The organism is Thermosipho sp. (in: thermotogales), from assembly GCF_020054775.1.
Taxonomy (GTDB): domain Bacteria; phylum Thermotogota; class Thermotogae; order Thermotogales; family Fervidobacteriaceae; genus Thermosipho; species Thermosipho africanus.
On the sequence record NZ_JAIHAP010000090.1, the window covers coordinates 1 to 7,213 of the forward strand.

General features: G+C 31.2%; 7 protein-coding genes. All 7 read left to right on the top strand.

The window, feature by feature from the left end:
• Positions 1-222 (top strand): CRISPR-associated endoribonuclease Cas6 (locus JG780_RS10745; RefSeq protein ID WP_287570503.1); only part of this gene is annotated, 222 nt, incomplete at its 5' end.
• Positions 223-236: 14 nt separating this feature from the next.
• A complete protein-coding gene (locus tag JG780_RS10750) occupies positions 237-2,198 on the top strand; it encodes a hypothetical protein (protein WP_287570504.1) in 1,962 nt (653 codons plus the stop codon).
• 71 nt (positions 2,199-2,269) lie between these two features.
• Positions 2,270-3,217: a type I CRISPR-associated protein Cas7 gene (locus tag JG780_RS10755; RefSeq protein WP_287570505.1), complete on the top strand. Its 948-nt coding sequence runs from the start codon at positions 2,270-2,272 to the stop codon at positions 3,215-3,217.
• The gene (cas5, locus tag JG780_RS10760) at positions 3,214-3,921 is read left to right on the top strand and encodes a CRISPR-associated protein Cas5 (protein ID WP_287570507.1); all 708 of its coding nucleotides are present in this window, start codon (positions 3,214-3,216) and stop codon (positions 3,919-3,921) included. Before JG780_RS10755 ends, cas5 begins: the two co-directional genes overlap by 4 nt.
• Entirely contained in the window at positions 3,909-6,368 is a 2,460-nt protein-coding gene (gene cas3 / locus JG780_RS10765) for a CRISPR-associated helicase Cas3' (protein WP_287570509.1), read from the top strand. The genes cas5 and cas3 overlap by 13 nt, the downstream gene beginning before the upstream one ends.
• 86 nt (positions 6,369-6,454) lie before the next feature.
• A complete protein-coding gene (locus JG780_RS10770) occupies positions 6,455-7,072 on the top strand; it encodes a plasmid pRiA4b ORF-3 family protein (RefSeq protein WP_101486231.1) in 618 nt (205 codons plus the stop codon).
• Between the two features lie 30 nt (positions 7,073-7,102).
• The coding region (locus JG780_RS10775; RefSeq protein WP_287570511.1) for a Dna2/Cas4 domain-containing protein at positions 7,103-7,213 on the top strand (111 nt) is incomplete at its 3' end.

A 7,213-nucleotide genomic window follows, 5' to 3' on the forward strand; every position in this document is an offset into this window, starting at 1 on the left:
TTCGACTTCAAGGTGACCAATCAGCCTCGTTCGTCGTTGATAACCATCAAAGCCGACACGCCACAGGAAAGCAAAATCCGTGCTTTCGGTTGCAATTTTCAGCTCACGGCACCCGTCGAGTTGATGAAAATCTGTTACGATTGCGGTATCGGCAGCAAAAACAGCCTGGGGTTTGGGATGGTGGAGGAAATAGGGAAAAATAATCAGAAAAAAATTAAATAGAAAAATAATAAGATATGAGTTTAGACACCGTACTTCAGATAGGCAAAATTCTCCGCAGTTCGGAAGATAGCTTGAAATATTTTAAATATGTGGAACCTTGTCCAAAAGACAAGGATGGAAATTGGCCAATATGTATTACCATTCCAGTAAAAGAAGATTTTTCTTTTGATTGGGAGGGATTAGAAATAACACCGGAAAAAGATAGGGAAAAACTTTACTACTTAAAGTATAAGACTTCGGATGCAGATAGATTAGTAAAATATATTTTCGGGGATATTTATTATGAAAGAAAAGCAAAAATAAAAAATGATAATAGTATTGATATCGAAGAAGGAGGATGCTATCGATTAGAAAATTCTTTGCATTCAAATCCTGCTTATAGACGAAGTTCCTTTTTTCGAGGAATGAATGACTACAATGATATTTTAAAATCTTACAAAGAAAATTCGCCGAGAGTTATTCAACAATTTCATGAATTAATAAAGAAAAACATACAATATATCGAGCAGATTTTAAAATATGCTCCAGCAATTTCTGAACTAATCGAAAATAAAAAGAATAACGATCTTATTCAACTATTAGAAAATGAAAAAGAATTATACACATATGCAATTAGATATGCTTTTCTCAATACCACAAAAAACAATTTAAGAAAAATAGGAATTCCTGATAAATTAGCCGAATGTAGTGAAACTCAAAAAAGAACACTCTTTGATTGTCTTAACTTTAAAATATTTATCCATTTTAAATTCCCAGGAAATTTACATTGGTATAATTTTCCCGAAGATATGAATTTATTAAATTCTAAGCTGTTTTCTGAATTTGTTGAAGAAACACCTAATGGTTTAGTTTTAAAAAAGACACTTTATAAAACACTTTGTTCTGGCGATAAAAAAAATGATATCCAATTTCCTCTTTTTGCTGAAAAAAATAAATACAAAGCAAAAGGTTTTACAATTGATACTTTGCAAGATTTATTTTACGCCATTGATTACACAAATAAAGGAAAACTAATTAATGGAACAAATATAAAACTTATTGTTTTACCTCGTGGAATAAATCTTTCAGCAAGAGATTATGAAAATTTTTTAGAAAAAAGGAATGAATCGCAACTCCTTGCAAAAAATCAAGAAAAAAATAATAATTCTTATGACCCAATTTTTGATTTTTTATCTGATGATAAAAAAAATATTACTTCATTTGATCTCATATTATGTAATAAAGGGAGTCAATTTTCTCCGGATAGAGATTTAGTAGAATTGTCAGGAATTGAAAAAAGTAAGTTGTTATTAATAAAGGAGAGAATAAGTAAAATTGCTGGTGAGATTGAATTAGAGAGAAAAGATATTATTAAAACTGACAAAGATTTATTCATTCCAAAAATTGATTATTCGTTTCGCTCTATTTTGGGCAATCCTCAATATGATGAAAAAAGTAAGAATGTTTCTTATAAAGATAGTCCTAAGTATCAATCACATCTTTTGAAAGTCTTACCATTAATTTATACAGCGAATTATTACACTGACGATTCACTATTGCCATCATTTATTCAGGTCTTAGAATATATTGTCAGGAATATCGAAAAGAATAAAATCTGGTACAATTATATTGATTTAAAATTTCATTTTAAATTTCTTTTAAAAATACAAAACAATAAAATTGATAAATTTATGGAAATCACATCATCCGAAAGTTACCAAATTGGGTTTATGCTGGGAAGCATGGCAAAAAACCTGAGTAAAGAAATTAATTCTTTTGAAAAGAATTATGTTGGGAATCTCAATAGAAGAATCGCAACCTTATCCGATTTCATTAAACTGAAAAATGAAATCGAACAAAAACTGATTATGCACAATAAAACTAAGTATACTATTCAAACATCGTATGACTTAGCTCAAAAAATAAAAGATTTTAAATCAAGGTATGATAAAGAAGAATGTGCTTTTGGTTTCATGGAGAGTTATTTTAAGCCGTAACCCAAAAAAGAAACATCAACTTCAGATGAAATAGATTCAACTATTAATCAATAAAATAAAATTTTACAATTATGGAAAATCAATTGAAAAAATCCGAAATTTTGTTTTTATACGAAACAAAGTACAACATTCCTAATGGAGATCCGTTTACAGGTGAACAGCGTTATGATGAAGAAACAAAAAAAATTCTTGTAAGTGATGTTCGAATTAAAAGATACATCAGAACCTATTTTGAAGAAAAAGAATTACCAATTTATGTAAGTGAAAAAACTGGAGCAGGTAAAACTGATTCAAAAGGTGTTTTGACATGGATTGCCCAAAACCGAAATGAAAAGAAATTCACTAATATTGGTGATATATTGAAAGAGCAAATTGATGTCCGCTTATTTGGAGGTATTTCAACTTTAAAAGACGAAGATACTGAAAAAATAAAAGTAGACGGAAAAGAATGCACAAATGGGCATGTTCAATTTACTGGTCCGGTTCAATTTGCATTATTAAATCCTTCGTTAAACGAAGTAAATCTGAGAATGCACCAAAACACAACACATTTCACTTCAAGCGCTGAAAATACTCAAGGTTCTATAGCCACCACAACCATAGTTCCATATTCTTTAGTTCAAATTCATGGCTGGTTAAATCCAAAAGTTGCAGAAAAAACTGGAATGACGGCAAATGATTTGACATTAATGTATGAAGGACTTTGGTATGGAACAAATGGAGAAGGAAGTTCTCATTCACGTAGTAAAGTTGGCCAGAACTCCGTTCTTCTTCTTGTAATAGAATATGCAAAAAACAATCAAAAAATCTATGATGTTGACCGCCTGATTGAATTAAAACCGAAAGACGACAAAAAAGGTGAACAGCTGCGTAGTATGGATGATTATGATCTTGATTTCTCAAAGTTGATTGCCATTGCAGAAACTGAAAAAGTAGAGAAGGTAAAGTTTTACACTGAAATCGATTCGATTAAGTCTAAACTAACAAGTTGTCCTAAATTTGAGGCAATTACGTTATGAAAGGATTTCAATTTATCATTGAAGGTCATTGGGGACATTTCAAAAAACCGGAAACTAATAACAATCCCTTGTCGCACGATTTGATTACCAAAACAGCGTTGATTGGTTTAATTGGAGCAGTACTAGGCATTGAACGAGAAGAGATGAAAAGGAAATTTCCTCAATTGTCGGAAGATTTGCTTTATGGTGTTCAGTTGCTTCATCCGGTAAAAAAAATCTCTTGGGGTTTTACCAGCCGGACGGCAATTAGTCCAACTTCCCAGGGTACACCAAAGTATTTTGAATTTTTGAAAGACCCCAAATTTCTGGTTTCCATTGCCCTGAAAGATGAGCGGTCAAATTCAATTTTTGAAGAGTTTAAACATTTTACAAAAGATGAGTTAGCTGTTTATCCTCCTGTTTTGGGTTGGCACAATTGCCCTGCTAACTTAAAATGGGAATCTGATGGAGAATTTTCAGAATTAAAAAATGGTGATTTTGAAACTTATGGTTTTGTTTTAGCTGAACATACTCCAAGAAATTTTTCAGGTCAATTCAGAATAGGCTTTGACAAAATGCCAACTTTTCAAAATGATGATTTTTGGAATCTTCCTGAGCGATATAAAAATGTAATTTATCCTGATTATCCATATTCCATTATTGTTCATGGAGAATATTATGAATATAATTCTGCGCAAAAAGTTGAAAAATGGTGCTTAATTTAGAAAAGCTCAAATCTCATCCAGATAAGTATTTATTAGATCATATCGAGGGGGTAAGAGAAAATACGAAGAAGCTAACCGATTCCCGTTTTGCAGAATTGGTTGCTATTTTTCATGATTTAGGAAAGATCAATCCAAATTTTCAGGATAAACTTGATACACAAAAAATCTCAAAAGGATATGCTAATCATGCTTATTTGTCTGCTTATGTTTTCTTTTGTGCATTTTGTTGTAACCGAAATAATATAAAAGCCCTAAAGCAATTTCTTGAAGTTGATGAACTTACTCAGAACGATTTAATTGCTCTGAATGTTGCTATTGCAAAACATCATGGTAATTTGCCGGATTTTACCCCTATTGATTACAATGGTATTGGAGCAAGTATTTTATCAAAGGATGAAAATTTCTCCTTGTTCGAATTTATTGAGAAAGAGCAAGATTTGCCTACTTATGATTTTGTTAATCATTTTATTCACATTGAAGATTTTCGTGAGTTGATGTTCAATCCGAAAATACAGCAAGGTTATTCTGAGAAAATTATTTTTGATGGAGATAAGAATAAATCAGCACTAGATTTCTTTATCAATTATCAAGCGGTTTTTGCGAGTGTACTTCAAGCCGATAAAGCAGATGCAGGAAAAATAGTGAACTTTATTGATGAACAGAAAAATGCTATTCAAATTTTTTCGTCTTGCTTTAATCAGAAATTAGATTCTTACTTGATAAAACTTAATCAGGATACAGACTTAAACAAATTACGTACAAAAATTAGGGAAGAAGCAGTTCAAAATATTAAAATAGGACTGAAAAAGAATGAACAAGTTTTTGAATTAACAGCACCAACCGGTTCTGGCAAAACATTAATGTTACTATCTTTGGCATCAGAAATCATGAATACCAAAGGCGCTAAAAGAATTATATATGCATTGCCATTTCTTTCCATTACAGAACAAATAGAAAATGAGGTTTTAAAAATATTCGAAGGATATGAAAACTTTATTCAACGGATAGACTCAAAATCAGAAAATAAAAGATTCGAAGAAATTCAAAAAGAATTGGATGATAACCCAACTAAAGAAAAAATATCAGAAGCTAATATTCTTGAATTTCAAGAAAATACTTTTGCTTACCCTCTCATTATTACTACTTTTGTCCGTTTTTTTGAAACATTGCTGAGTAACAAAAATGCAGAATTGTTGAAATTACCTAATTTTTCAAATTGTATTTTCCTATTGGATGAAATCCAATCGCTTCCGCCTAGATTATACGGATTTTTTGTTGCTTATTTGAGCCATTTTTGTAAAAAATTTGGAAGTTATGCAATTATTTCAACAGCAACTCAGCCTAACTATGAATTACCTAAAGAAAATTTAAAAGTTCAGAGATTTTTTAATAAATATTCAGAGCCATTTCCATTATTGCCAAGAAGCTATTTCAATGATAATCTCTTCAATCGCTATCAAATTGAATATAATGAAGATTTTATTGATTTAAATGCATTAAGGGATTGGATAATTGCTGAGAATCAATCGATTTTGGTTATATTGAATACTATTGAAGATACAAAAGATCTTTACAAATTATGCAAGGAGGAATTAAATAATGATGAAGTGATATTATTAAATACTCATTTCACACCACGAGATAGAAAACTAAAAATATATTTAGCTAAACGTAGATTGCGAGAAGACAAAAAGATTATCGTTATTTCAACACAATTAATTGAAGCAGGAGTTGACATTGATTTTCCAATCGTTTACAGAGATTTTGCTACTGTATCAAGTATTATTCAATCAGCAGGTAGATGCAATAGGAACGGGAAACTTCCAACATTAGGGAAAGTGAAAATTTTTCAATTACAAAATAAAGGTAAAATTAGATCAAGATTAATATACAGGGGGAAAGACAATGAGTTAATCCGCCTTACAAAAAATTCTTTTACAGATACAAAATATCAAGAAAAAGATCTCTTAAATGTCCAAAAAAATTTCTTTAATCTTATTCAATCTGACTTAGAATGGGGGAAGCATACTTCTATTTCAAACCATAATTTAGAATTTGATTTCTTAAAAGATATAACGGAATGCCAATATGAAAAAATAGGTAAATTTCAATTGATAGATGAAAAAGTATTTGGCGAAGAAAAACTTTATTATGTATCTAAAAATAAAAAAGACAATTCTTTTAATCGCCTCTTAAAATTAAATGATGAAGTAATGAATTTAATTCATCAAAACGCTGATATTTCATTCATTAAATTGAAAAGAAAAATTATTGAGTTACTTTTAAGAAAGATGTCTCAACAAATTATTAAGGTTAGAATTAAATCTGAGGATAAAAAACCTGATCTGGCAGATAATAGAAGTTATTTTGATTTATTTCATATATCTTCGAGTTCATATTCTTTTGAAACAGGTATTGATTTAAAAGGGAATGATTGTATAATGTAAATGTAAAATATAATTATTATGCAAATTACTCACATTCACTTCAATTCCCATGAGAATAAAATATAAACAACTAAAAATTCAGTCGTATGACTTTTCAATTTAAAATTCAATTACAAAACGTTACCAAACCGGCAGTATGGCGACAAGTGCTTGTGCCGTCTGAAATTACCTTCGACCAGTTTCATTACATCATTCAAGATGCCTTCGGATGGGAGAATGAACACATGTATGCTTTCTCCCCTTCGGGTTACGGCTCAAATCCTATGATCGAGATTAACCCAGAAAACGATGCAAATGATTTTTTTTCTTCTCCTTCGAGAAATCCAACTCAATCGATGGACGCCGCAAAAACTAAACTTTCGAGTATTTTCAAAAAAGAAGGACAGACCTATGTTTACATCTACGATTTTGGCGACGATTGGATTCACAAGATCACATTGGAAAAAATCGACGAAATCGACAACTCTTCATCGGCAACCTTGTTGAATGGCAAAGGGGCCTGTCCACCCGAAGACTGTGGCGGACCGTGGGGATATGAAGAATTGAAAGAGGCTATAACCGACAAATCGAATCCAAATCGATCGGAAATGTTAGAATGGCTGGGCTCAGATCCGGATGAAGAATGGGACCCACAAGAATATAATTTTGCCGAAGAAGCTGCAGATTTTAATCGGATGTATAAAAATATGTTGAAGAAAAAATAGCCAATACACGGTTCATTTATACTCCGCATCATGACAGGAACTCATTTCAATTATTATCAGGTTTGCAAACGAAAGCTGTGGCTGTTTGCCAACGGAATCAACATGGAGCAGACCTCCGACTTGGTGTATGACGGTAAATTG

What these genes read in the sequence shown, in the direction of transcription:
- cas5 (WP_287570507.1), top strand. Translation starts at nt 3,214, where the DNA reads ATGAAAGGATTTCAATTTATCATTGAAGGTCATTGGGGACATTTCAAA.
- JG780_RS10750 (WP_287570504.1), top strand. Translation starts at nt 237, where the DNA reads ATGAGTTTAGACACCGTACTTCAGATAGGCAAAATTCTCCGCAGTTCG.
- JG780_RS10755 (WP_287570505.1), top strand. Translation starts at nt 2,270, where the DNA reads ATGGAAAATCAATTGAAAAAATCCGAAATTTTGTTTTTATACGAAACA.
- JG780_RS10770 (WP_101486231.1), top strand. Translation starts at nt 6,455, where the DNA reads ATGACTTTTCAATTTAAAATTCAATTACAAAACGTTACCAAACCGGCA.